Origin of the sequence: Methanothermococcus thermolithotrophicus DSM 2095 (genome assembly GCF_000376965.1) — an archaeon.
GTDB lineage: Archaea > AGJL01 > Methanococci > Methanococcales > Methanococcaceae > Methanothermococcus > Methanothermococcus thermolithotrophicus.
This window is the reverse complement of sequence record NZ_AQXV01000054.1, coordinates 105,172-131,567: the sequence shown is the minus strand read 5'-3', so window position 1 is coordinate 131,567 and position 26,396 is coordinate 105,172. Positions and strand designations below refer to the sequence as shown.

22 protein-coding genes are annotated in these 26,396 nt (G+C 32.7%); 6 read left to right on the top strand and 16 right to left on the bottom strand.

Annotation, left to right across the window (positions count from 1 at the left end; all coding sequences use genetic code 11):
- Positions 1-374: 374 nt before the first annotated feature.
- The 7 genes from rpsJ to F555_RS0107675 form a co-directional block, all read right to left on the bottom strand.
- Entirely contained in the window at positions 375-683 is a 309-nt protein-coding gene (gene rpsJ, locus F555_RS0107705; RefSeq protein WP_018154646.1) for a 30S ribosomal protein S10, read from the bottom strand.
- 119 nt (positions 684-802) lie between these two features.
- On the bottom strand, positions 803-2,089 hold the full coding sequence (gene tuf / locus F555_RS0107700; RefSeq protein WP_018154645.1) for a translation elongation factor EF-1 subunit alpha: 1,287 nt from the start codon (positions 2,087-2,089) through the stop codon (positions 803-805).
- A 169-nt stretch (positions 2,090-2,258) separates the two neighbouring features.
- Entirely contained in the window at positions 2,259-4,442 is a 2,184-nt protein-coding gene (locus F555_RS0107695) for an elongation factor EF-2 (protein ID WP_018154644.1), read from the bottom strand.
- Between the two features lie 102 nt (positions 4,443-4,544).
- Complete coding sequence (locus F555_RS0107690) at positions 4,545-5,111, bottom strand: 30S ribosomal protein S7 (protein WP_018154643.1); 567 nt, start codon at positions 5,109-5,111, stop codon at positions 4,545-4,547.
- A gap of 57 nt (positions 5,112-5,168) precedes the next feature.
- Positions 5,169-5,612, bottom strand: a complete 444-nt coding sequence (locus tag F555_RS0107685; protein ID WP_018154642.1) for a 30S ribosomal protein S12 — start codon at positions 5,610-5,612, stop codon at positions 5,169-5,171.
- A gap of 11 nt (positions 5,613-5,623) precedes the next feature.
- On the bottom strand, positions 5,624-6,175 hold the full coding sequence (locus tag F555_RS0107680; RefSeq protein WP_018154641.1) for a NusA-like transcription termination signal-binding factor: 552 nt from the start codon (positions 6,173-6,175) through the stop codon (positions 5,624-5,626).
- Positions 6,176-6,188: 13 nt separating this feature from the next.
- Positions 6,189-6,506 carry a 50S ribosomal protein L30e gene (locus F555_RS0107675; RefSeq protein ID WP_026183010.1) on the bottom strand — a complete coding sequence of 106 codons (318 nt, stop codon included), beginning with the start codon at positions 6,504-6,506 and terminating at the stop codon, positions 6,189-6,191.
- 974 nt (positions 6,507-7,480) lie between these two features.
- Between F555_RS0107675 and amrB the strand changes: the two genes are divergently transcribed.
- On the top strand, positions 7,481-8,335 hold the full coding sequence (gene amrB / locus F555_RS0107670) for an AmmeMemoRadiSam system protein B (RefSeq protein WP_018154639.1): 855 nt from the start codon (positions 7,481-7,483) through the stop codon (positions 8,333-8,335).
- 47 nt (positions 8,336-8,382) lie between these two features.
- On the opposite strand, the gene F555_RS0107665 is transcribed toward amrB, so the two are convergent.
- The 5 genes from F555_RS0107665 to F555_RS0107645 form a co-directional block, all read right to left on the bottom strand.
- The gene (locus F555_RS0107665) at positions 8,383-8,631 is read right to left on the bottom strand and encodes an MTH895/ArsE family thioredoxin-like protein (protein ID WP_018154638.1); all 249 of its coding nucleotides are present in this window, start codon (positions 8,629-8,631) and stop codon (positions 8,383-8,385) included.
- Between the two features lie 55 nt (positions 8,632-8,686).
- Positions 8,687-9,760, bottom strand: coding sequence for a permease (locus F555_RS0107660; protein WP_018154637.1), 1,074 nt, complete (start codon positions 9,758-9,760; stop codon positions 8,687-8,689).
- 1 nt (position 9,761) lies between these two features.
- On the bottom strand, positions 9,762-9,929 hold the full coding sequence (locus F555_RS09525) for a hypothetical protein (RefSeq protein WP_018154636.1): 168 nt from the start codon (positions 9,927-9,929) through the stop codon (positions 9,762-9,764).
- 203 nt (positions 9,930-10,132) lie between these two features.
- On the bottom strand, positions 10,133-11,179 hold the full coding sequence (gene asd, locus F555_RS0107650) for an aspartate-semialdehyde dehydrogenase (RefSeq protein ID WP_018154635.1): 1,047 nt from the start codon (positions 11,177-11,179) through the stop codon (positions 10,133-10,135).
- Between the two features lie 110 nt (positions 11,180-11,289).
- Positions 11,290-12,732, bottom strand: coding sequence for an RtcB family protein (locus F555_RS0107645; protein ID WP_018154634.1), 1,443 nt, complete (start codon positions 12,730-12,732; stop codon positions 11,290-11,292).
- A 223-nt stretch (positions 12,733-12,955) separates the two neighbouring features.
- Here F555_RS0107645 and F555_RS0107640 point away from each other — a divergent pair, with 223 nt between their 5' ends.
- On the top strand, positions 12,956-13,423 hold the full coding sequence (locus F555_RS0107640; RefSeq protein WP_018154633.1) for a DUF371 domain-containing protein: 468 nt from the start codon (positions 12,956-12,958) through the stop codon (positions 13,421-13,423).
- Between the two features lies 1 nt (position 13,424).
- Here the strand turns inward: F555_RS0107640 and aroD are convergent, their stop codons facing one another.
- The 4 genes from aroD to F555_RS0107620 form a co-directional block, all read right to left on the bottom strand.
- Positions 13,425-14,081 (bottom strand): type I 3-dehydroquinate dehydratase, encoded by a 657-nt coding sequence (aroD, locus tag F555_RS0107635; protein ID WP_018154632.1) that lies wholly within the window; start codon positions 14,079-14,081, stop codon positions 13,425-13,427.
- Positions 14,078-14,761, bottom strand: coding sequence for a hypothetical protein (locus tag F555_RS0107630; protein ID WP_018154631.1), 684 nt, complete (start codon positions 14,759-14,761; stop codon positions 14,078-14,080). Before F555_RS0107630 ends, aroD begins: the two co-directional genes overlap by 4 nt.
- 56 nt (positions 14,762-14,817) lie before the next feature.
- Entirely contained in the window at positions 14,818-17,280 is a 2,463-nt protein-coding gene (locus F555_RS0107625) for a DEAD/DEAH box helicase (RefSeq protein ID WP_018154630.1), read from the bottom strand.
- A gap of 145 nt (positions 17,281-17,425) precedes the next feature.
- Positions 17,426-18,724 carry a pyridoxal phosphate-dependent aminotransferase gene (locus F555_RS0107620; RefSeq protein ID WP_018154629.1) on the bottom strand — a complete coding sequence of 433 codons (1,299 nt, stop codon included), beginning with the start codon at positions 18,722-18,724 and terminating at the stop codon, positions 17,426-17,428.
- 322 nt (positions 18,725-19,046) lie between these two features.
- On the opposite strand from F555_RS0107620, the gene smc reads away from it, so the two are divergent.
- The 4 genes from smc (at position 19,047) to F555_RS0107600 (ending at position 26,361) form a co-directional block, all read left to right on the top strand.
- A complete protein-coding gene (gene smc / locus F555_RS0107615; RefSeq protein WP_018154628.1) occupies positions 19,047-22,634 on the top strand; it encodes a chromosome segregation protein SMC in 3,588 nt (1,195 codons plus the stop codon).
- Between the two features lie 39 nt (positions 22,635-22,673).
- Complete coding sequence (locus tag F555_RS0107610; protein ID WP_018154627.1) at positions 22,674-23,366, top strand: DNA alkylation repair protein; 693 nt, start codon at positions 22,674-22,676, stop codon at positions 23,364-23,366.
- A gap of 87 nt (positions 23,367-23,453) precedes the next feature.
- Entirely contained in the window at positions 23,454-25,049 is a 1,596-nt protein-coding gene (locus F555_RS0107605; RefSeq protein ID WP_018154626.1) for an McrB family protein, read from the top strand.
- The gene (locus F555_RS0107600) at positions 25,036-26,361 is read left to right on the top strand and encodes an McrC family protein (protein ID WP_018154625.1); all 1,326 of its coding nucleotides are present in this window, start codon (positions 25,036-25,038) and stop codon (positions 26,359-26,361) included. The genes F555_RS0107605 and F555_RS0107600 overlap by 14 nt, the downstream gene beginning before the upstream one ends.
- Positions 26,362-26,396 lie beyond the last annotated feature (35 nt).

The following is a 26,396-nucleotide window of genomic DNA, read 5'->3' as shown; positions in this document are numbered from 1 at the left end:
TTTCAATACACTTTAGAAGTAGATACTACCGGGTGTATTGGATAACTACAATATAAATTACTATTAACATATATAAAAATATAAATTAAAATTTAAATAACAATCTATAAACCATAAATAAACGGCACAAAAAAAGCTAAATCTGAAAAATAATAAACTACACTATGTCCACCATGGAACACAGTATCGAAGTACAGTAATCCTCACCCACTATGGGATGAGGTCATATATAAAGATTGAAGATTTTTTTATATATACCTTTCTATTTAATTTTAAGTTTAAAGAATCATTAAAAAAAGAGAGATTATTGCAATCCTCATTTTTCAGATTGCAACATTAAAAAGGCTTCTGAAGAGTTAAAATAGTTTTAAAACTTAGTTTCTCAATTCGATTTCAATTTGAACTGTGTCAGGAATTCTTACCTTCATGATGTGTTTCATTGTTCTTTCATCAGCTTCAATGTCGATAACTCTTTTGTGGATTCTCATTGACCATCTGTCAAATGTTGAAGAACCTTCTCCATCTGTTGACTTTCTTGTTGTGATTTTCAATGTTTTTGTTGGTAATGGAATAGGTCCTGCCATATCTACTCCAGTCTTCTCAGCAATTGCTTTTATTTGGCTACAAACGCCATCTAATTCTTTGTGATCTGTACTGCTCAATTTAATTCTTGCTTTTTGCATAGTATCCACCTTTTTTATGATATAACTGCATATAATAAAAAAAATAGGTGAAAACACTTTTTGAGGGAGTTTTCACCATAATGTCGTTGATTAAAGAAAAAAGAAATTAGTTAATTAATTTATTTGTTTTTTGCTTTAACATCTATACACATACCAGCAGCAACTGTCATACCCATATCTCTGATAGCGAATCTACCGAGTTGTGGGATTTCTCTTACGTTTTCAATGACCATTGGTTTTGTTGGGATAAGTTTTACAATTGCAGCGTCTCCTGCTTTGATGAAGTCTGGGTTTTCTTCTAATACTTCACCAGTAGCTGGGTTTAATTTTTTCTGGATTTCTGCAAATGTACATGCTACCTGAGCTGTGTGTGCGTGGAATACTGGTGTGTAACCAACTGTGATAACTGATGGGTGTTGTAATACAACGATTTGTGCTGTGAATTCTTCTGCAACTGTTGGAGGGTTGTCTACGTGTCCTAAAACGTCTCCTCTTTTGATGTCTTTCTTACCAACACCTCTTACGTTGAAACCAATGTTGTCTCCTGGTTCTGCTTGTGGGAGTTGTTCGTGGTGCATTTCAACTGTTTTAACTTCTCCTGTAACACCAGCAGGTTCGAATATAACTTTGTCTCCTGGTTTTAAGATACCTGTTTCAACTCTTCCTACAGGAACTGTACCTACCCCTGTAATTGAGTAAACGTCTTGGAGAGGTAATCTTAATGGTAAGTTTGTTGGTTTTTGTGGTGGTTGGAATGAGTCAATAACTTCTACTAATGTAGGTCCTTTGTACCATGGTGTTTTGTCTGATTTTTTAACTACGTTGTCTCCGTGGTAGGATGCAACTGGAACGAAGTTAATGTTGTCTGGGTTGTAACCGAGTATTTTTAATAACTGGTCAGAGATCATCTTTTTCAATTCTTCGTAAGCTTCTTGGCTGTAGTCAACTGTGTCCATTTTGTTAACTGCAACTGCCAATTGGTTTATACCGAGTGTTCTTGATAAGAACAAGTGTTCTCTTGTTTGTGGCTGAATTCCTGTTTTAGCGTCGTTTACGTCAACAACTAAAATTGCAGCATCAGCTTGTGAAGCACCGGTAATCATGTTTTTAATGAAGTCTCTGTGTCCTGGACAGTCTACGATTGTAACTTCGTATTTTCCTGTTTCGAATTTTTTGTGAGCAATGTCTATTGTAACTCCTCTTTCTCTTTCTTCTTTTAAACCGTCCATAATGTAAGCAAATTCGAAACCTGCTTTACCTTTTTCAGCAGCTTCTTTTCTTAATCTTTCTAATACCTGAGGGTCGATAGCTCCACCGTCAATTAAAACTCTACCGACAGTTGTTGATTTACCAGCATCAACGTGTCCAATAAATGCAACGTTCAATATTGGTTTTGTTTTTGCCATAATATCTCCTCCAATTTATTTGGTTTCAATTATTTTATTTGTTTTTTAGTTTTAAAAGCGTTTTAGTATTGTTTTATTGATATCTGGCTTATTTTAGAAAATACGATATCTGGTCATCATGGTAATAGTGAATAGTGAAAGGGGGTATATATATTTTATGGTAGGGCGTTTATTCTGATTTTAACCCCTTTCTATCTCTAATTTCTTTTATTATTTTTGGCTGGAGCTCTCCAGGAACTTTCTCGAATCCTGCAAATTCAATACTCCAGAGACATCTACCTTGGGTAGCTCCCCTTATTGCACCAGCAAATCCGAACATTTCTGAAACTGGAGCTTTAGCCTTAATTATAGCCATATCTCCTTCTTGTTCCATATCTAAGATTTGTCCTCTTCTGTTGCTCAATTCTCTCATTGCATCTCCCATGTAGTCCTGAGGAGTGCTGATGAATACGTTTTGCATAGGTTCTAATAATACTGGTTTTGCCTGTGTAATTGCGTCTCTTACACCGAATCTTACAGCAGGTATAATTTGTGAAGGACCTCTGTGGATTGCATCTTCGTGGAATACCGCATCCATTAACTTAACTTTTACTCCTTGAACTTTTTCAGCAGCTAATGGACCGTTTCTTACAGCTTCTTTGAAACCTTCTATAATTAATTCTCTAGCTTCATCTAACTGGACAATACCTCTTGTCATGTTGATGAGCATGTTTCCTTCGTAGATTGACATTACTCTCTTAGCTTCTTCTTTGTCAAGGCCTGCTTCAACTAACTTAGCTTCAGTTTCTTGTGTGGTTTTCTTTTTGAAGTCTTCGTCTTGGATTGTACCTTCTTTGTATGCGTTGTATACTGTTTCTTCTAATGGTTCTACTATGAAGTAAAGTTTGTTGTGTTTGTTTGGTGATTTACCTTCGATTTCTGGTGATTTTCCTGTCACAGTTTCTCTGTAAACAACTATAGGTTCACCAACATCCACTTCAATACCTGCATCTCTTCCTATTTTTGTGTTGGTTATAACTTCTATGTGGAGCTCACCCATACCGCTGATTAAGTGTTCTCCAGTTTCTTCGTTAATTTCGACTCTTACGGTATTGTCTTCTCTTGCTATCTGTCTTAAAACTTCAATTAATTTTGGCAAGTCTTTTGTATTTTTAGCTTCGATAGCTACTGTAATGACTGGTTCACTGACGTGTGTCATGGATTCAAATGGAGGTTCTAAAATTGTTCCTGGGCTACAAACTGTTTCCCCTGCAGTAGCCTCTTTTAAACCTGTGATAGCACAGATGTTACCTGCTGAAACGCTCTGTACTTGCACTCTCTCAGCACCCATGAAGATAGCGACTTGCTGAGCTCTTGCCTTTTGTTTTGAACCTACCAAGTAAAGTTCGTCACCTTGTTTCAATCTACCACTGAACAATCTGCAAGCTGAGATTGCCCCTGCGTGTTTGTCAACAATAATTTTTGTAATAACCCCTGCAAGTGGTCCGTTTGGATCACATTTAACCATTGATTGACCAATTTCAGATTCCAAGTCACCTTTCCAGATGTTTGGAATTCTGTATTTTTGAGCATTAACTGGGTTTGGTAAGTGTTTAATAACCATATCCAATACAACTGCATGTAACGGAGCCTTATCTGCTAATTCTTTTTGGTTTTCCTGTTCACAGTAGTCTATAATATCTTTGAATGTGATTCCTGTTTTTTGCATGTATGGAACTGAAATTGCCCAGTTGTTGTATGCTGAACCAAATGCTACACTACCATCTGCAACATTTACAATCCATTCGCTTTTAAATTCTTCTGGGGCCATTTTTTGGATCAATTTGTTAACTTCTGCAATGATTTTCATGAATCTGTTTTGTAACTCTTCAGGAGTTAACCTTAATTCATTGATAAGTCTGTCTACCTTGTTGATGAATAAAACAGGTTTTACTTTTTCCCTTAAAGCCTGTCTTAAAACAGTTTCGGTCTGTGGCATAACTCCTTCTACAGCACAGCAAACAACAATAGCACCGTCAATGGCCCTCATAGCTCTTGTAACGTCCCCACCAAAGTCAACGTGACCTGGTGTGTCTATTAAGTTAATTAAATATTCGTCTCCATCGTATTCGTGAACCATTGAAACGTTTGCAGCATAGATTGTAATACCTCTTTCGGCTTCTTCTTCATCGAAGTCCAATGCAAGCTGGTCTCCTGCTAAGTCTTTGGATATCATTCCAGCTCCTGCTAAGAGGTTATCGGATAATGTTGTTTTACCGTGATCAATGTGGGCACAAATACCTATATTTCTTATTCTATCGTGGGTTTCCATTAAATTTTTAACTTTTTCAACCATTTTTGCTCTTCTTCCCATTATCTCACTCTTTTATTTTTTTGAGTACTTCACAAATTGTTAACAAAGATTACTAAATTCCGATAAAATTGAATATATAAAAAAGTATTATAGTATATAAAATTATCTTGCAGATTGAGCAACTCTTTCTTTTTCTTCTTTTTTCCTTACAGCAAAGCTCTTTTGCATGTCTGCTTTTGAAGCTGCTATTATTTCATCTGCTATGCATTCTGCAATACTTCTTTTACTCTTGTGAGCGCTTTGTAAAGCTCCAAGTGCTATATTTCTTAAAGCAGTGTCTAATCTTCTTGATGGTGATACGTCAACGGATTGGAGGAATGCTACACCACCGTAAGAAATTCTTGTAGTTTCTTCCCTAGGTCCTGCATTTTCCAAAGCTTCAACTAAAACTTTAACAGGGTTTTCTTTTGTTCTTTTGTGGATTATTTCAAATGCTTCTTCCACTGCACTTAAAACCAACTGTTTTTTACCGGTGTTGTGCTCTTTTCTCATTAAATTATTTACTAATCTCTCTACAATGTTCATTTTAGCTTTGTCAAACATTTTCTTTGAGTTTCTTCCTGCTGAATGAGGTACTAAAACTGGAGCTACGTTAATGTATCCTCTTAAGCTTGGATCTTTGACGACAACTTCGGTAGTATCCCACTTGTTAAATAACTTAATTTCCAAGATCTCACCCTTTTAACTTTTAATTTATTAATTAATTTATTTACTCCATCGATTAATTTATCTTTTAACTTTTTCTTGTCTTCCTCTAACGAGCTCTTTTAATGAGTTTTTACCTACTTTGATAACTTTGAATCTAACTCCTGGAATATCCCCTTTTGCCTGCCCTTTAGGACCTCCAATACCTTCAATAACAACCTCGTCGTGTTCGTCTATGAAGTTGATAGCATGGTTTCCTGGAGCAAATGCTGTAACAACTCTACCGTTTTTAATTAACTGAACTTTAACACATTTTCTAATAGCTGAGTTTGGCTGTTTTGCTTCTAAACCAACTTTTTCGATAACAATTCCTCTTGCCATAGGAGCTCCTTCTAATGGATCTGCTTTTACTTTTAAGTTTAATACTCTGTTAACATATTTGTAGTGATGCCATCTGCTTTCTTTTCTTTTTAATAATAATTTTCTTCCTGCAAATTCTCCTCTTGGGGATTTACTTCCTGACATTATGTATCACCTTATTGTTCATTTTTTACATTTTCTTCAGGGGTTTGTTCTTTAGTTTCGGTTTTAGGTTGTTCAGGTGCTTCTTCTTTAGATGGTGTTCTAGCAGGTCTTCTTTCATCCCTACTGTCTTTTCTCAATCCAGCAACAACTTTAATGTTTTTTACACCAGCCAGTCTGCTTGCAATACTTACAGCTCTGTCGATGTTTTTACCCTTATCTCCAATTATTGATTTTCTTAATTTAGGATGTATCCTTATATATACTACTAAATCGTCCCCAAATTTTTTTATCCAAACATCTTCTAATTTTGCTGGGGCAAAAATGTTTCTAACAAATTGTTTTAAATCATCGGAGTATTCTATCAGGTCTATTTTTTTGCCAAATTTTTCCATGGCGTTTCTTACGTTTTCTCCGCCTTTCCCAATGGCTGCACCAATGTTTCCCTCTTTAACGACGAAAACAATTTTTTCGTCATCGGAAATACTATCCATGACGTGTGCCCCAGTCATTTTTTCAAAAAAGCTTATCTTCATTATGTCGTCTGTGTTTAGTTTGACTTTCATCAAAATCACCTAATTATTCATTTTTCAAGTTCAAAATAGCGGAGTTTCCTGGTTCAATAACCACTAGTGCAGAAACTGGGAAAGGTTTTCCACAAATAGCCCCTAATTCCAATGATGTTGCAGGATGGTCATAAACTGGGATTTCGGAAAGTCTTGCATAGTATTCTACGTCTTCCCTAACGTTTTTTGCACAGTTTCCTGCCAGTATTACCAATTTACCTTCGCCGTGTTTTATATTCTTTATGGCCTGTTTTGTACCTAAAACTACTTTTCCGGTATCTACCGCAACTCTTATAGCTCTGTTTATATCCATATTATTCCTCCTTCTCATTTTTTACTCCGGAGTTATTTATCTCTGAGTGTTTCTTAAAATTAGCGATGTGCAGAATATTTAATAAGTTATAAATAGATTATAGATTGACGTAAATTATGTTAATTTATCGATGTATTTGTATTTTTTCTTAACGCACATCGCCATATAGTCCCAGAGACTTCCTCCCTTATTTAGATATATGACTCAATAACATAGTAAAAAGTTATTTTTATACTTTTTGTATAGACTATCAGAGCGTGTCAAAATAAATTTTAATACCTGCCCTCAAAAAATAACAATGCGAGCTCATGATAGAAGTAATAAGAAGCGATTAATGAGAAAAAGCCCTTTAAGTGAAATAAGATATCGATAGAGGTTAAGATTTGTACAGACCTTTTATAACATTAAATTATCTAAAAGACAGGTGTATGAACCGGTCAGAAAATACTGCCATAAATTTAAAGAGGTTTTAGATTAACCAAGAAGAACATGGGGGGAACTTGGTGGTAATCTACGAGACCGATCTAAAAGTTGGAAATGAAACCACCTCTGGATGGTCCGCTACCATAGAGTTTTAAAACAGTTGTTAGTTGGTTAAGAGCTCAATGGTTTATAATTGGTGAGGTTGTTAAGTTGACACATCCTCAAACTCTAATTTATAAGACACTCTCTACTTTTTTAATATTTAAATGTTTAGGACTTCATGGGTAAGTACCACCATTTGATAATTTGATACATACAATAAAAACTCAAAGAGTTTTTATAACTCATCAAGCTACGCTCATCGATAGTTAAAACAGGTGCTTGTATTTTGAAATTGCACACTGTCTTTTTTAAATGATCCATCAATTACACCAATAATTTAGTGAGTGATTTTATATCTTAAACACACTACCTGCAATAGTATATTATCCTTAAAAAAATATAAATGAATCAAAACATATACATGACATTAAGGTTTTACAACATATATATTAATATGGGGGGAAATTATGGTAAGATATCCTATAGCTGCTGGCATGTTTTATCCGGCAGATCCTAATGAACTAATTGAAATGATAGAACATTGCTACCTACAACCACTTGGACCAGGATTATTGCCTTCAAAAAAGGGAATTTTTGAAAAACCTGTTGGATTGGTCTGTCCGCATGCAGGCTACCCGTATTCTGGACCTGTAGCAGCATATTCCTATGAAGCTCTTTCAAAGAGAGTGGATAACAACATAACAGTAGTAATTCTCGGCCCAAACCATACTGGACTAGGCTCTGGAGTTTCAACAATGAATGATATCTGGAGAACTCCTTTAGGGGATGTTGAACCAGATATTGAATTTATAGATAGACTTTGGAAAGAATGCGATGTTATGGATTTAGATGAAACAGCACATATTAGGGAACACTCCATAGAGGTCCAGCTTCCATTTTTACAGCATCTTGAATTATTGAATATTGCAAAGTTTAAAATTGTTCCAATAAGCATGATGATGCAGGACTATGAAACCGCAGCAGATGTTGGGTACTTTATAGCAAAAATAGCCAGAGAATTAAACAAAAAGGTTGTAATTATTGCCTCAAGTGATTTTTCACATTACGAACCACAGGAAGTGGCTTCAAAAAAAGATGCTATTGTAATGAAAGACATCCTAAATATGAACGAAGAAGAGCTCTTCACAGATGTTGCAAGCAACAACATAAGCATGTGCGGGTGCGGACCAGTAATAGCAATGATTAAAGCTATGAAACTACTGGGTGCTAAAAATTCAAGATTGCTATCCTATTCAACTTCCGGAGATGTTACAGGAGATTATTCCTCAGTTGTAGGCTATGGATCAATAGTAATTGAATAGATCTCCATTACTAAAAACTAATAAAAAAGAATGAGAATGAATCATATTTACTCCAACTCTTCCAAATATCTTTTAAGCTCTTCCTTGACTTCTTCAACTGTTGGAACGTTACCTTCAAAAACTACTTCGTCATCAAATGCAACACCTGGTGCAACAAATATCCATTCTGACATTTCGTTGATGTCACTTATTTTTACCAATTCAGCATCTATATTTAACTCTTCTATTGCTTTTTTAACATTTTCATAGGTTTGTGTACATTTTTGACATCCTAAACCAAATACTCTAACTAACATGTTATCACCGTTTTTTGTTGTATTAATGGTTTTGTTTTATTTAGTTATTTATTATTTACAAACTTCCAAATATAACTCCTGCGATGGTTGAGAATAATACAACCAATCCTAAATATGTTAGTGATTTTGCTTTACTCATAACTTTTGCTATAGTTAAAACGCTTGGAATACTTAAACTTGGACCTGCTAAAAGTAGTGCTAAAGCTGGTCCATTACCCATTCCCAATTCCATTAATGATTTGACGATTGGAACCTCAGTTAATGTGGAGAAGTACATTAGAGCTCCTATGAACGAAGCTATAAAGTTTGAACTTAAACTATTGCCCCCAACATAATTGGCTATTATGGCTGGTGGTATTAACGCCTTTAAAATTCCTGCTAACGCCACACCAAATAGCAGTAGTGGAACAACCATCTTCATAAGTGAAAATGTTTCTTTGAACCATAAATTTATTTCATCCTTGGAAAACCATTTTACAGTAACTATTGCCAATACTGCCGCCAATATTATAGTTATTAGGTGTTTAACTAAGAACCCGCCAATTAAAGATACACTCAATGCAGGAATTAACTTAGGTGATGCAGTTATGACAATTAGCATGAGTAACTGTATGGCAAAGAATATTACAGTTTGATAGGTTGGTTTTGTTGAAACGCTACTTTCCTCCCTTACTCTAAAGTTCCTCTTTTGTTCTTCGTTTTTAAATATAAGTGCCATTCCTAAACCGACCAATATGGAAAGTATTACTGCAGAGGCTGTTCTAAATAATCCTATACCCCATCCTAGCAAGGCAGCTGAATAAAAAATTGCCAGAACATTTATTGCAGGTCCTGAGAATAAGAACGTTGTTGCAGGCCCGATACCTGCCCCCCTCTTATAGATTCCTGCAAACAATGGAAGAATCGTACAAGAACATACTGCCAGTAAACATCCACTTACAGATGCCACTAAGTAGGATATATGTTTTGGGGTTTTTGGACCAAAGTACTTCAATATGAAGTTTTTATTTATCATTGAAGCTATTCCCCCGGCTATAAGAAATGCTATTATAAGGGCTATAGTCCTGTTTAGATTCAAATAGTCCACAAGTGTTTGCCAGGCTACATTGAGTAAATACATTGGATCCATACTACTTCCTCCTTCTTTTACCCTTTAATGAACCTATATCATAGGTCATTTTTTCCCCACAAACCGGGCATTCTGGTAAAGGTACTTCTGAAGCCATACACGGACATACATCCACTTCATACCTCGTCCTCTTACCGCAGCTCGGACATATTAGATTCCATATAATCATTGTAACACCTCGATTATTAGTACTGCGTAATATTTAGATGGATATTGTTATATTTATACCTTTCGATATATCAATAAATCTTAATATATTTTAAAAACATTTGAATATATGCATAAATTATATTCAAAATAATAGATAAACCGTTTATAAGTTTTATAAGTTTGTCTTAAAAATAGTAAAAAATAAATTTTGTTTATATTTACTTATAAATACTTCTTAACAAATAATTCTGCATTTAAAATACTTGCTCCAGCAGCTCCTCTGATTGTGTTATGCTCAAGTGCAGTATATTTAACAGTAAATATTGGATCTTTTCTTACTCTTCCTACTACGATTGACATTCCATTTCCTGTGTTTCTGTCCAATCTTGGCTGTGGTCTGTCTGGCTCTTCCCTAACTACAATAGGTTTTGCATAGCTTGGTAAATCGTACTTTTTTAATGGATCAAATTCATCCATGACCTTTTTAATATCTTCAGGTTCTACTTCTTCTTTTGTCTTAACAAATATACTTTCAGTGTGGCCATCTATAACTGGAACCCTATTACAGGAAACTCCAATCTTAAATTCAGCATTTAACAACTGATTGTTTTCAATTCCACCCAATATCTTCAAACTTTCAGATTCCATCTTTTCTTCTTCGCTACTTATGTATGGAATCAGGTTGTCTAAAATTGCCATTGAAGATACTCCATCATAACCTGCCCCACTGACAGCCTGCATTGTTGTTATGTTAACTAAATCTATTCCAAATTCATCCATAATTGGTTTTAATGTAATTACTGCACCAATGGTTGAACAATTTGGATTTGTAATTATTGCCCCATCCCAGTTTCTGTTTTCTCTTTGGGTTTCTATTATATTGAAGTGTTCATTGTTAACTTCAGGAACTACTAACGGAACATCTTCTTCCATTCTCATTGCTGAGGCATTTGAAAAAACAAGTTTTCCAGCTTTTGCAAACTCAGGTTCCAAAGTTTTTGCAAGACTTGCTGGAAGTGCAGAGAATACTATGTCAACATCTTCAAATACTTCATGGTTTGGATCTGTCGGAACTACCACCATATTTCCAATTTCTTCTGGAATAGGTTCTGTTTGATACCAGTAGCACGCATCAGAATATTTTTTTCCTGCACTTCTCTGTGATGCTGCTAAAACCTCTAAATCAAAAATTGGATGGTTTTCAAGCATTTGTATGAATCTCTGACCTACGTTTCCAGTGGCTCCCAAGACACCTACTTTCATTTTCATTTTTTTCACCTTTTATGTTATGATGGATAATTTTATGATTATTATCCCAACCTTAAAAAAGTGTTGGATCGAAATTTTTTAAAGAGTTTCGGTTGGATCCAAAATATACTTTATCCTTTAACTACTCCCATAGGCTTCATTCTACTGACTTTCAAGGATATTCCTGAGTTATGACATATATCTGCAACTAGTTCAATGCTCTTATATGCCTCTGAGCACTCCTCTGCAATTACTCCTTTAGAGTCAGCCATAACGATTATGCCTCTTTTTTCAAGCTGTTCCTTAATTTCATTTCCATTGTACATCTTCAATGCCTTTGATCTACTAAGAGCTCTTCCTGCACCATGGGCAGTTGATCCAAAAGTCTCTTCCATGGCAACAGCTGTACCATGCATAAGGTACGAAGCAGTACCCATATCTCCAGGTATGATTACAGGCTGTCCAATATCTCTATATCTGGATGGCACGTCATCATTTCCTGGACCAAATGCTCTTGTAGCTCCTTTCCTATGAACTACAACATTCTTTAGTTTTCCATTAATTAAATGTTTTTCTTTTTTAGCTATATTGTGAGCTACATCGTATATTAAATCCATTTCTAAATCTTCTGCAGAAGTTTTAAATACTTTTTCAAAACTTTCCCTTACCCAGTGAGTAACAAGCTGCCTATTTGCCCATGCATAGTTTGCTCCGCAGCTCATAGCTTTAAAGTAGTTTATACCTTCCTCTGACTGTATAGGTGCACATGCCAACTGTCTGTCTGGTATCTTTATACCATACTTTTTGGTAGCACTTTCCATGTACCTAATGTAGTCGGCACATATCTGATGACCCAATCCCCTTGAACCTGTGTGAATCATAACTAAAACTTGTCCTTCTTCAACTCCAAAGACTTTTGCGGTTTCTTCATCGAAAACTTTGTCAACATACTGTATTTCTAAAAAGTGGTTTCCACTTCCCAAAGAGCCCAGTTGTGGAAGTCCTCTCTTTTTGGCACTATCTGAAACAAGTGATGCATCTGCATCTTTCATGCATCCTCTCTCTTCAATGTGTTCTAAATCCTCATCCCATCCATAACCTTCATCTATTGCCCACTTTACCCCTTCTTCTAAAACATCGTCTATTTCATTTTTAGTTATTCTTATCTTTCCCTTACTACCCAATCCAGAAGGAACGTTTTTGAACATTTCATTTACGAGCTCTTTTAATTTTGGTTTAACGTCATCCTTTGTTAAGTTGGTTCTAACTAACCTTACCCCACAGTTGATGTCAAATCCAACCCCTCCAGGGCTTATTATTCCGTCTCTTTCATCAAATGCTGCCACTCCACCAATACAGAATCCATACCCATAGTGACAGTCTGGCATTGCAAGAGAGTACTTTTGTATTCCAGGAAGACATGCCACATTGGCTATTTGCTCAAAAACTCCTTCCTCTAAGTTTTCAAATAATTCATCATTTAAATAAACCCTTCCAGGAACTTTCATCTCGTTTTTATAGTCCTTAGGTAGTTCCCACAGGTTGTCCTTTACTTTTGTTAGTTTTTCCTTCATAGTCTCACCACACATAATATAGTCGTTTCACGAAGTGATTGCAAGTTTCACGTCAAGTGATTGCAACAATGTTTTTAAAAATTGAAATGCTTATGTATTAAGCTTATTTAATATCTATGTAAATATTGTGAAACAACCTAAAACCGCATCTAAAGTATCCTATTATGTAATATACATTATATATTTTATATAATAATCTAACTGTATCATGTACGGTGAGAATATGGACAATAATATATCTAATAAATATGATGTTAATAATGATAACGGTGACAGAGATAACTACTGCATTACAATATACGCAAAAGGACATCCAAATGTACAATCCACACATAAAACTACTTTAGAAATAACTAAAGAAGACTATTTAACCCCTACTGGCGATTGCATAATTGGAATCTGTGCAGATAAATCCATGATAGATTTTTCAGAAGAATTTAAGAATGAGCTCAGAAAAAGTGATAAAATTATTGTGGAAATCATCGTAGGGGATTTAAAAGAAACCATAATAGGAAAAGGACATAAGGATTTAATTTTAAACCATCCAACCGATATAGTTATTAGGAAGAGCAATTTTATTTGTCCAAGAACTTTGATGATTGAAGCGGATAAAAGTGCAAAAGATTTAAACCGCGAAATTGTTGAGAGATTGAAAAATGGGGATGAGTTAATTTTTAGGATACAATTATAATTTACTCCAAGAGCTCCCATATCTTCTTCAACTTAACAACATCAACCTGTCCAGGAGCAGAAGCTCTTCCTTCCATAGCTGCAAAGGTCAGAATAGAACCAAACTGAGTTCCTAAAATTCTCGTTAATTTACCTTCTTCGCCCATAGCTATTCCGATAATCCTATTTTTGTACTGGTCGATTACATTTAAAACCTTTAAAACATCGTTTTTTGAGTTGGCCATTACTGCAAATTTGGCAATATCACCAATTTCAAGTTCCTTTTCAGCAATTTCAACCAGTTCATCATAATCTGGTGTTTTTTCGAAATCATGATATGAAACTATAATCTTAGTTTTTGAACCTATTTCATCCCTGTATTCTACCAATTCTTTGTTTCTTTTTTCGTTTAGCTCAATATCAATATATTTTGCATTGGACTCTATGGCTTTTTTGTAGAGCTCAATTCTTTTATCATCCTCTTTATTCCAGAATCCACCTTCCCAGTCTGCCCTAATTGTAACTATACAAGGATAATTTGACATTTTAACAATATCTTCCTCTTCTACTTTTTCAAGCATATCTACTCTAAATTCCACAATATCTGCAACCTTTAAAGCATTTTCTGCATTTTTCAAAGCATCGGTTATGTTTTTGTCAATTACCGGAATACAGATCATTGTTTCACTTCTTTATTTGTAATTAATATATTTTCTAAATCATTTAATTTAAAAATGTAATCAATATATTTATTTTTATCAAAGAACATATATTTTGGAATATTATTTATTAATACTACTTTTTTATGTTCTTTGTCCAATATTTTGATTTGATTATAATTGTAGAATCTACCCCCTATATTAACTCCATTACTGTAAAATGTTATTTTAATTGGCACTATTTGAAGCATTGATATACTAAAAGCCCACCATATAATAAAATTATATAAATATTGTGGAATAAATGAAATAATTTCATTTTGCAAATAAATCAAAGCATATATGTCAATGAAAATTAAAACCCATAATAAATACCATTTTAATGGATAAAACAACCATTTTTCCTTTAAAAATTTTCCTTTATCAATATTATTTTCTGATAGTATATTAATATCATATTTTTTTAAGATTTTAAATAGGTTATCCAATATAAAATTTGAAATTAACATTACAATTATAATTAATATTATAACTATCCACCAATAGCCAATATACACATTTAAAGGAAGATCAAATGTATGAATTATTATGGCTGACATTTTAAGAATTAACCATATTGTGATAATAGATAAAATTGGATTTATAAATTTATATTTGTCTAAAAAATATGGTATAAGATAATGGAATAGCCCGCCCCTCATTTTTCCACCCTATTAAAATACAATTATTTTAGATATATTTTTTATTTTTTCATATTTTACACATTATACTCCTTTGTTATAACTTCCCTTATCTTTTTAGCGGTTTTTTCACCAATTCCTTCAACCTTCATTAACTCATATTTATTGGCGTTAAATATCTTTTCTATGGATTTAAACTCCAATAACAAACTTTCGGCAAGTGCTGGACCTACTTCAGGAAGACTTTCAACAATGAACTTTTGTCTTTCCCTCAAAGACATAGGTCTTTTTCCATACCTTACTGAGACCGCCCTTTTTTCCTTTAACTGTTCCCTTTCTGCTATCTTTATCAAAATATTTGCAGTTTCTTTGATGTCCTTTGAAAATAGAACTGGAATACCAAAGTCTAAAATAATGGATAGTATGGTACCTTGAATAACGTTTTGGTGTAATCTATTAAACTCATTTCCTTCAATGATTAGAATTGGTTTTTCATATTTTTTGAGCTCCGAAAGCTGTTTAAAAAGCCTTTTGTCGATTATGGATTCAGCAAAATCTTCTGCAATTTTTCTCTCCACTGCAACTCTATCACTTAGTACATAATCCCCAATTTCCAAGGTTTTAAATTCAATGTTTGCTTTATCCACCAAATACCTTCCAATATGCCTTTCCCTCGTATCTACAATTATTTTTATTTTGTGGTTATCTTTTTCATTTTTCTTTAACAAACTGTCTGAATCCGCTTTTTCAATACCTGTGCCATAATTTCTTAAATCCAAATATTCTCCTTTAACTCTCCCAGTACCGGTTGTAAGTTGAACGAAATGCTTCGCATTTCGTTGCTCTTCGCTCCTTCGGAGCTCCGATTGAACAGTTTTTTTAGCATGTTCTTTATATTCCTCTTTCTTCTTTTTATCTTCATTTTTATACCCTAACTGTTCAGCTCGCTTTTCCAGATCTTCAGATTTAGTTATTTCATTTACTTCTGAAATAACCTCCTGATGTGTGTCTTGCCATAGCGTCTGTTTTTCTAATCTTCTTTCCTGTTCTCTTTCTTTAAGCTTCTCATTTAGTATTCTTTGCATATCCTTAAGAATTTTCTTCATATTCTTTTCTTTTGATATCGCAGAACGATAGTAACCTTCGTCCCTACTGTTTCTTGTTATTAAAATTATGACCTCCCCACCTTCACCTCTCGCAGCTCTTCCCCTCCTTTGGATAAATCTTATCTCCGATGGAACCGGCTCATAGAATATTACATAATTTACACTGGATATATCGATACCTTCTTCAGAGACACTCGTTGAAACAAGTACATCAACATTGTTTTTAAACTCTTCAATAGCCTTTACCTGCTCTTTTTGTGTCATTCCCTTTCCGTCCTTATTCGACTGACCAACAAACATTATAGCATCTATCCCACGATCCTTAAGATTTTTTACAATTTTACATACTGTATCCCGATATTGAGCAAAGACTATTACTTTTTCGTTTTCTGTTTTTAGGATTTCCTCCACGATTTCAGCTAATTTATCAAGTTTTGGATGCTCAATATCAAGTTTCTGTAGACTATTAACCACTTTCAAAATTCTGGCATCGTTTAGGATAGATTTTGCAGATTTTGTATTTTGAGTTTTTAGCCTTTCATAGTAGTTTAAAAATGTACTTTTTCCCTGAGTTTCAAGTACTTCTATGGCATGTTCTATTTTTAGGGCTTCGGAAGCTATTTTCACCAGTTCATACTTTTTATTGTCATCTAAAGCCATTATTTTTTTCTGAAGTCCTAAAAGTTCGGTTTTAGTAACATTTATCGAAAATATTATATTATTATCCTTCAATACCCTCAACCTATCCTTTAAGGCGGATCTCAATAACTTAATATTTTCTTCAAATTCTTCAGGTAAATCGACCCTCTTTGCCCTTAATTTAACCTTGGCAACGTAGGGTTTTACATCGTTATCGTCTTCGGTTTTGATTTCAACATGTTCTATACCAAGATTCTCACATACCTCTAAAATTCTATCGATATTTGAACCTGGGGAAGCCGTAAGCCCTAAAACATGGGTTTTTTCTTTAAATTTACTTGCTACAAAAGTATAAGAATGGTTTCCAGTTGTATGGTGGGCTTCATCTGCTATTAAAAGAACAAAATCATCAATATTAATCCTGCTAGCAATTATATCGTTCTCGACTATCTGGGGAGTGGTGATAAATACCTTACCTTTTTTCCACAAGGCTTCTCTCTTACTTGGGGGCGTTTTTCCAGTTAAAACCATTATATTGTCTTCACCAATGTTTAAAAACTGGGTCATGCTCCTATAATGTTGTTCAACCAAAGGTCTTGACGGAGCTATAATTAAAATTTTTCCGTCTTTTTTTGATAGTATGCCTGCAATTGTCAGAGCTGCGATGGCAGTTTTTCCAAGACCGGTTCCTAAAACACATAATGTATTCTTTTTTAATGCATTTGCAACAACGAGCTGCTGATAAATTCTTGATTCAATTGTATTTGGTTTTATGATGGGATGATCAATATACATAAAAACACCTAAAACACCTTATTGTAAATTCAGCATAATTAAATAAAATAGACTTTAGTGTACGTCATATACAATACATATAATATATTCAAAATTCTATAAATAAATTATAAAAAAGTTACAACAAAAATAGAATAAATAGGATTTAGCATTGCAAATATTCTTCAATCTTTTCAGCAATTGTATCGTAAATCCACTTTAATTTATCCTCGTCCTTTTCAAGAAGTGTACTTCTAAATCCATTCAACTCTGAACAGAACGAAGATAGTGGTACAAGACATATTCCAGATGAAGCCAGTAAATAATAAACAAATTTCATGTCGTGGTTAACATCTTTGGTAATACCTTCGATAAATCTATTCAATTCCTTATTTTTGATATTTAATTTATTTTTTTCATTCAAATATTCGTTGTTGAATACAACACTCATGTAAAAGGCACCACAGGTTTTATTCACGGTTAATCCATCAATAGATTTTAGTCTATTGTATGCTATGTTTGAACCTTTTTCATAGTATTTTCTTCTTTCATCAAGATACTTTTCAAATCTTGGATCACCCATAACCTTTGGAATAACCTTTTGAGGAAGTGTCGTAGAACAAACCTCAACCATTTTAAATTTGTAAATTCCTTCGACATATTTTTCAAATATAGGATCTTTTTCTGAGTTATAAACTTCGATCCAGCCACATCTTGAACCTGGCCATGGGAACTCCTTGGATATCCCTTTTAATGAAATTCCGCAAACATCGTCTATAACTTCAGATAGGTAAACGTGTTTTTTCCCATTATAAACCAAGCTGCTGTATATCTCATCGCACAGGATAAACAAATCGTATTCGTTTGCTATATCTACAATCTCATCAAGTATTTTCTTTGGATAAACTGTACCAGTTGGATTTCCAGGGTTTATAATCAAAATCCCTGCAATTGATGGGTTATATTTAACTTTATTTCTAAGATCCTCTAAATCAGGATACCAATTGTTATTCTCATCCAATTTGTACATTAGAGGTGGACAGCTCGCATACAATCCCTCTGAAGAAGAATGTGTTGGATAGGCAGGTGAGGGACCAATTACCCTTGATTCCTTTTTCAAAAGACCGTAAATTTTTGTAATTGCATCACCTAAACCGTTGAAGAATATTATATCTTCGGCAGATATCTGAGCTCCTTTTTTTCTGTTGTTTAATTCTGCTAAAAACTCTCGTGTTTCTAAAAGTCCCTTAGTTGGACTGTATATATATGAAAAATCATCCATGATAGTTTCAGATATTATTTCCTTTATCCAGTCGGGGACTTTTTCGCCTTTAGCTATTGGATCCCCAATATTTTCCCAAATTATATCTATACCATAGGATTCAGTTTTTTTTGCAACTTCTACAATCTCCCTGATTTCGTAAGTTAGTTCGTTAGCCCCTGAGTGTACAATATCATTTCTCATAATATCCCTTCTATTATCCATTCTATAATAGAGTCCTATTTAATCATGTGATAATATTATAATTAAAAAAATATAGCATAATTCTAAAGAATTTAAGTTCATCGTATATATTATTTACTATTAGGTAACGAAAATAGGACTCTATTTAACATTTATAATATTTTGTTGTTTAATGAGCCATATAAATGTGCATGCGTAAATGCAGGTGTAAACGCAACTTATAATAATATACAATAAATATCAAAAATAATAACTATTTATCATGTTAGGATATAATTTCGGTTTTATTGAGTTTATTATTTTAATCATGTTGGTGAGAAAAATGACTGCTCTGACTCATATACACTTAAGGAACTTTAAATCATTTAAGAATACAAAATTAAAAATCCCTTCAGGCTTTACTGCTATTTTAGGTCCCAATGGGTCAGGTAAATCAAATACAATAGATGGTATTTGTTTTGTGTTGGGCAAAACATCTGCAAAATCTCTAAGAGCTGGAAAGTTCAACGAACTAATTACATACCACAACGGAAAAAGGGAAGAGTTTGCAGAGGTGACCTTATTTTTTGACAATAAAGATCGAAAACTCCCTATAGATTCCGACAAGGTGGGGATTTCAAGAAAAGTAAAAATAAACGGAGATAACAACTACTATGTAATATGGTATGAGGAAAAAGAAGTTAAAGAAAAAAACAACAATAATGGAGAAAAAGGCACGGTAAAAAAGCTAGTTGAAAAACGGAAAAGAATAAAAAAATCTCAAATGCTTGAAATGATTAGCAAAATTTCATTAAGTGCAGATGGTCCAAACATAATTCTTCAGGGAGATTTAATAAGGCTTATAGAGATGTCACCTGTTGAGAGAAGAAAGGTAATTGACGAAATAAGTGGGGTAGCAGAGTTCGACGAAAAAAAGGAAAAATCAAGAAAAGAACTCGAAAAAGCCAGAGAATTCATAGAAAAAATAGACATTAGGATAAACGAAGTTAGAAGCAACCTTGAAAAACTTAAAAAGGACAAGGAAGATGCAGAAAAATACATGGTATTGAACAAAGAGCTAAAGGCTACAAAATACATACTAACATCAAAAAAAATAGAGTTATTAAATGTTGTTTTAGAAGATATACAAGAACAAATCAATGCCTTAAATGAATTAAAAGATAATTTTCAAAATAATGTATACAACATAGATAGTGAAATCCTAAATTTAAAAAACAAATTAGAGGATTTGATAAATGAATTAAACGAAAAGGGGAACGAGGAAGTCATAGAACTACACAGGTCAATTAAAGAACTTGAATTAAATGTTGAAAACGATAAAAAGCACCTAAATAATATGCTGGATGATTTAAAAACCACGAAAATCCAAATAGAATCCAAAAACACCGAACTAACAGAAACACGAACTAAGATAGAAACTATAAGAAAAGAAACCATGGAAAAAGAAGGGGAAATACACAAAATAAAAGAAGAAATGGAAAATTTAGAGGTTGAAAGAGGAAAGTTAAAGTCAAAGGTAGATGAAAGTGAAACACAGATAAGAATTTTAAAACAGCAGGAGCAGAAGGTATCTGAAAATATAAATGAATATCAAAAGGAGCTCTACGAATTAAGAAGTAAATTAAACTCTACTGAAAATGAAATAAACAAAAAGTCATTTGATTTAAACAAAAACTGTGAAATTATTGACAGGTTAAAGGAAGAACTTGAATCAATAGAATCCAATACTGAAGATACCAAGGATCTATACAAAAAACTTGAAGATATTGCCGTAGAACTGGAGTTCTCAAAAAAACAGTTGAAAAAATTGGAAGAAGATAAAAAAACCTATCAAAATAAACTGGATAGTTATTATTCAGAATATGCAAAAGAAAATGCCAGAATAAAGGCATTGAAGGAAATGGAAAACTTCAACATCAACAGAACCGTTAAGAGTGTATTGGATGCAAGACTTCCGGGAGTAGTTGATATTGTAGGTAACCTTGGAAAAACCAAAACCGAATACAAAACTGCAATTGAGATTGCAGGTGGTGGCAGGTTAAACTATATCGTTGTTAAAAGAATGGACGATGGTGCAAGGGCAATCGAGTATTTGAAGAGAAACAAATTAGGAAGAGCCACGTTTTTACCTATGGATAGAATAAGAGGTCCTGAATGTATACACATAGGTGAAGAAGGTGTTATAGGTAGGGCTATTGATTTAGTAGAGTTTAAAGAAGAATTTAAGGACATTTTTAAGTACGTTTTTGGAAACACGATAATAGTTAAAGATTTGGATACTGCAAAAAGACTATCTAAAACATATAAAGCGAGATTTGTAACACTTGACGGTGACGTAATCGAACAATCTGGAGCTATGATTGGTGGAAGTGTAAGAAGAACTTCAAACATAAAAGTTGAAATAGATACATCTAAGCTGGAAAAAATCGCTGAAGAATTGAAAACCACTGAAAACGAATTAAGTAATGTTAAAAAAAGCATAGACGAGCTTAACAGAAAAATATCAAATTATTCATCAAAAAAGATGGAATTAGAAAATAAATTAAACCTAACAAGGAAAAACGAACTTAGAAGGGAAGAAGTACTCAAAAAGAATAGCATAAAAATAAAAGAACTGGAGCTGGAGAACAAAAAACTTGAAGAAGAATTGGAGTATCTGGATGATTTAAAAGTAGAACTTGAATCCAAAATCGAAGAGCTCGATAAAAAAATTGGTACATCGATGTCTCAGAGGGAAAGAATACTTGGTGAAATAAAATCATTTGAAAGTTCTGAATACATAGTAAGAATCAGAAAAATTGAGGATGAGCTCGAGTCACTTAAGAACAAAAGGGATAAACTTGAAAATGAAATTAAAAGGGATGTTGTTCTTATTAAAGAGGTCCTGATACCTAAAATAAGTGAGTTAAACGAGAAAATAAAAGAACTAAATGAAAAAAAGAATATGCTTGAAAAAAATATCGGGTTTTACAAATCCAACATAGAAAAAAATACCGAAATACTCAGAAACAAACGAACAAAATACGAAGAACTTACAAAAGATTTAAAGGAATTAACAGAAAAAAAGGAAAACTATGAAAAGAAAATAGAGGAACTAAATAATAGAAAAAAAGAACTAACTGAAAAAATAAGCAATATTGACAAAGAAATAAACAATTTATCCATTGATAGGGCAAAGTATGAAACAAAGTTAGAAGAAGAGGAGAGAAAACTCTATCTATGTGAAAATATTGAAGATATTGAAGACGACACAATAAATAAATTAAGTAGCATGGATACAAACGACCTTGAGAGATACCTAATTGACCTTGAAAACGAGATTAAAAAACTTGAACCTGTGAATATGAGGGCCATTGAGGATTATGAGTTTATCGTAGATAGATACAACGAACTCTTTGAGAAGAGAAATGAGTACGAAAAGGATGAGAAAAAGTACCTCCAATTAATTGAAGAAGTCGAAATGAGAAAGAAAGAGGTATTCATGGACGTATTCAACAAGGTTGCAAAAAATTATGAGGAAATATACCGAGAAATTGGAGGAACTGGAAAATTAAGTTTGGAAAATCCTGACAATCCATTTGAAGGAGGATTATTGATAGATGCCTCTCCAATGAATAAACAGTTGCAGAGTTTGGATGTTATGAGTGGGGGAGAAAAATCCCTAACTGCATTGGCGTTTTTATTCGCAATTCAAAGGTTAAATCCTGCACCATTCTATGTTCTGGATGAGGTTGATGCTGCACTTGATACAAAAAATGCTTCGTTGATTGGAGAGATGATAAAAAATGCATCTAAAGACTCTCAATTTATTGTAATCTCCCACAGAGAACAGATGATAAGTAAAGCCGATACACTTTATGGGGTTTGCATGGAAAACGGACTCAGTAAAATTGTTGGGGTTAAGTTATAATTTTTATTTTTTAATTTAATTTTATTTTCCGGTGTTGGTATGAATCTTACAGATTTAAAAAAAGAAATTTTAGAGTTGGCAGATGAAAAAAATGCAGAGCAGTACAAAAGATTTTTTAAAACTGGAAAAGGAGAATATGGGGAAAAGGATAAGTTTTTAGGAGTAAGAGTACCAAACCTAAGAAAAATTGCAAAAAAATATAAAAACATTGACTATGACAATATTTTAGAGTTGTTAAAATCCGAATTTCACGAAGAACGGCTCACAGCACTTTTTATTTTAATTCACAAGTTTAAAAAAGATAGAGAAACGGTTTATAATATTTACATTAACAATTTGAAGTATGTCAATAATTGGGACCTTGTGGATACCACTGCACCGCACATTGTCGGAGCTCATCTGTTTGATAAGGATAAATCCATATTGTACAAACTTGCAAATTCAAAGATTTTGTGGGAAAGAAGGGTTGCTATCCTATCTACATTTTACTTTATAAAAAAGAATGAGTTTAAGGACACCATAGAGATTAGCAAAATTTTACTGAACGATAAAGAGGATTTAATCCATAAGGCAGTTGGCTGGATGTTAAGGGAAGTTGGTAAAAGAGATATAAACGTTTTAGAGGATTTTTTAAAAATGCACTATAAAAACATGCCCAGAACAATGTTAAGGTATGCAATTGAGAAATTTCCCGAAGAAAAAAGAAAGAAGTATTTAAATGGGGAAATTTAACCCAATTAAGGAGAATATTACAAAAGTTGTGGAAATATGTTTTTATTGTTGAAATTTAGGTATGGGTATGAATTAAATGGGGGGATTATGAACAATATATTAAAGAAAACTGGCGAAATTTTAGAAAGAAAAAAGCAAATGATTTTATATGGAGTTCCGGGGGTTGGGAAAACTCATTTTACCAATAAATTTAAAGAATATGTTAGAAAAGAAAATTGTAAATTTATAACATTTCACCAATCTTTCGCCTACGAGGAATTTATTGAAGGATTAAGGCCCAAAAATGATGAAAATGGAAATATTGTTTATGAAATTGAAGATGGAATACTTAAGAAAATGTGCATTTTAGCAATTTGGGATGTTTTGAAAAGTAAAGAATGCGATGAAAATAATGTCGATATCGAGTTTAATGAATTAATTGAAAAGTTTAAAGAAAAATATCCGGTGGGTAGCAAATTAGAAACAATAACGGGTGGAAGATTTGAAATAACGAACTATAATGATAACAAAATTTGCATAATATTATCTTTTAAGCTAGGATATGGGGTGGGTAAAATAGTCAAAGATGAGGATGGCAAAATTACCACAATGCCCATAATCGGAAAAAGTTCCCATGTTTTTTTATATTCTAATTTAGAAAGGCTTTGGAATGATGGAGGAAATGTAAACAATATTCAAGATATAATTACAGATGATATTCAAGATATAATAGGGATTTTGGGAAAAGATAATGTAAAAATGGGATATTATTATTCAATTTATGATGAACTAAAAAGCTATTATTATTCAATTTACAAAGAGCTAAAACAAATTTATGATAAACTAAAAGAATCGAAGGAGAATAAAGAAAATAACCAACATGTTGTTATTAAAATAAACAATATTGTTGATAAAAAACATGTTGTTATTAATATTGACAATACGCATGAAAAAACTTACAAAAAAGTTAAAGAAAAAGTTATGCAAGAACTCAAAGAATATAAAAAATCAAAAAACATATTTAAAAAAGAAGATTTTCAAAATGCACCAAAATACTACTTAATAATCGACGAAATAAACAGAGGAAATATTTCAAACATTTTTGGGGAATTAATCACACTTTTAGAAAAGGATAAACGATTAGGAGAAGATAACGAAATAATAACTGAGCTCCCATATTCAAAAGAGCCGTTTGCAGTCCCATCGAATTTATACATAATCGGAACTATGAATACAGCAGATAAAAGTATAGCGTTATTGGATGTTGCTTTGAGAAGGAGATTCGGATTTTTAGAAATAGAACCAAATTATGAGCTATTAAAAGATAAAAATATCAAAGGAATTAATTTATCAGAACTTCTAAAAACGATAAACACTAAAATAACTCTTTTAAAAGACAGAGACCACAGAATAGGGCATTCATACTTTTTAAATATTGAAGATATAGACGATTTAAAATTTGTTTGGTACAATGAAATAATACCATTGTTAATGGAATACTTCTACAACGATTGGGAATGTTTAAAGGAGATTTTAAAGGATTTTGTTAATGGGGAAAAACCTAAAATAAATATAAATTCCGATTTAATCGACGATGATTTAAAATTATACGAAATTAAGGAACTTACGGGGGCTGAATTTATAAATACATTAAATTCAGTAATTAATCCAAAATCAATAGGGGAAAATAATGGGGAGGAATAAAACCATTACCTTTTTTGAACATCAAAAGAAAACCTTTAAAGAACTGGAAAAAGAAGAACTATCAAAAAATGAAGTTAAAAAACTTATAAAACTAAACGATAAACTAAAAATTTTTGAAATCGGTTATAGCTCAGTAAATGCAAAACAGTTTGTAGGAGCTCTGAAAATCAAAAACAAAACCATTCAAATATTACCTAAGATATACAACAATGAAGAAAACAAAGAAAAAGAGGCCCTAACTAACCTTTTATACATGCTTTCCTACACAAAAAAACTAAAAATAAGAGAAGATATTGCAAACCTAACAAAAAATAATGATTTATTTGAAATTTACATTTACCTTTTTGCAAAAAATCTGTTAAAGGAGATCGAAAAAGGATTTTATAAAGACTATAACAAAAAGGAAGAAAATTTAAACTTTTTAAAGGGAAAACTAAACACAACTAAACAGATAAAACACAATATAATAAACAAACATAAACTCCACTGTACTTACAAAGAATTTTCAGAAAACAACCTAATAAATCAAATTCTAAAATATACTATTGAACTATTGAAAAACATAACAAAAAGTTCAAAGAATAAAAAATTATTGGATAATTTGAGTTTTATTTTTGAGGACGTTGAATATAAAATCATAACACTAAATGACTTTAAAAAAATCCACTTCAACAGAATGAGCGAGAGATTTAAATACTATGTCGAGATGGCGGAGCTCTTTATTTTAAATTCATCGATTAATTTAAATTCAAAAGATTTTCATACCTTTTCTTTAATTTTTGATATGAATACCTTGTTTGAAGAATTTATTGGAAATATTGTAAAGAACCATAAGGATGAGATTTTTGGAAATGAAAACTTGAATGTTCATTTGCAACATACTAAACATTATTTATTAAGAGCTGCGAAAATCGAAGACTCTCAAGGTACCGAAGATTCCTTTAATTTTTCCGTAGATAAAAATAATAGGGGTGCTTTTAGATTAATTCCAGATATTGCAGTGCTAAAGGAAAATGAACCTTATTTAATAATTGACACAAAATACAAAAAATTAGACCAAACTAAACCGTATAGTAATATCTCCCAGTCTGACATTTACCAGATGTTTGCCTATCTGAAGAAGTATGATTGTAAAAAAGGAATCCTATTGTATCCAAAATATAATGAAGAGATTAAAGAAACCTTTTACATAGACAATAAAACGATATTGCATATAGTGCAGATTGATTTAAAATATAACATGTTTACTGGAAGAACCCACTATATCAATAAAATCAAAAAAGAACTATCCAGACTAATGGACGAAATTTAACGTGTTTTTTTGTAATTATGACACCGTTAAGTTTT